This is a genomic window from Escherichia sp. KCJ4928, assembly GCF_004352695.1.
Lineage (GTDB): Bacteria > Pseudomonadota > Gammaproteobacteria > Enterobacterales > Enterobacteriaceae > ECMA0423.
The window spans coordinates 1-978 of record NZ_SJWV01000454.1 but is presented as its reverse complement, the minus strand read 5'-3'; the positions used below and the strand labels follow the sequence as shown (position 1 = coordinate 978).

Genomic DNA, 978 nt, shown 5'->3' with positions numbered 1-978 from the left:
AAGTAACATAACTCATTCATCTATTTCCTAGTTTCTCTGCATATTAAAAGAGAATGGTAATCATTATCATGTTAAGGTGTCATATCGTTTACATAAAGTCAAGATATATCAGTGTGGCAAGCCCGGCAGGATTCTCTGGGGAAGGGCAGGCATACTCAGTGCATAGCTGATGCACGGATGACGGCAGGGGGAGGAGGCTGGTGACTTTCGGACGACTGTAGCGGCTTACATCGGGCTTCGGCGGTATCATATGAAACAGCGGAGTGCCGCCTTCCTACCGCTGGCGCGGCATATCCTGGTGACGATATCTGAATTGTTATACATGTGTATATATGTAGTAATGACAAAAATAGGACAAGTTAAAAATTTACAGGAGATACAATGATTCAGACACGTAATCAATATCTGCAGTTTATGCTGGTTATGCTGGCTGCATGGGGCATTAGCTGGGGAGCCAGATTTGTCATGGAGCAGGCCGTTCTGCTTTATGGGCCAGGAAAAAACTATTTGTTCTTCAGTCATGGTGCTGTTCTGATGTACCTGCTGTGTGTTTTCCTGGTATACCGCCGTTGGATAGCTCCGCTACCGGTCGTTGGTCAGCTGCGCAACGTTGGCGTACCGTGGCTGGTCGGTGCGATGGCCGTGGTGTATATCGGTGTATTTCTGCTCGGTAAGGTGCTGGCTCTGCCTGCTGAGCCATTTATGACGAAACTTTTTGCCGATAAGTCCATACCTGACGTTGCTGACCATCTTTATCCTTGCCCCGTTGAATGAGGAAACGCTGTTCCGGGGGATTATGCTGAACGTCTTCCGTTCACTGTACTGCTGGACGATGTGGCTGGGGGCGCTGATAACGTCGTTGTTGTTCGTCGCCGCGCATAGCCAGTATAAGAACCTGCTGATACTGGCAGAGCTGTTCCTGGTGGGGTTGATTACATCAGCGGCCAGGATCAGAAGTGGTGGCCTGCTGCTGCCGGT

1 pseudogene is annotated in these 978 nt (G+C 49.4%); it reads left to right on the top strand.

The window, feature by feature from the left end:
- Positions 1–381: 381 nt before the first annotated feature.
- Positions 382–978, top strand: a pseudogene (locus E0D98_RS24790) (CPBP family intramembrane glutamic endopeptidase); the annotation flags it as partial.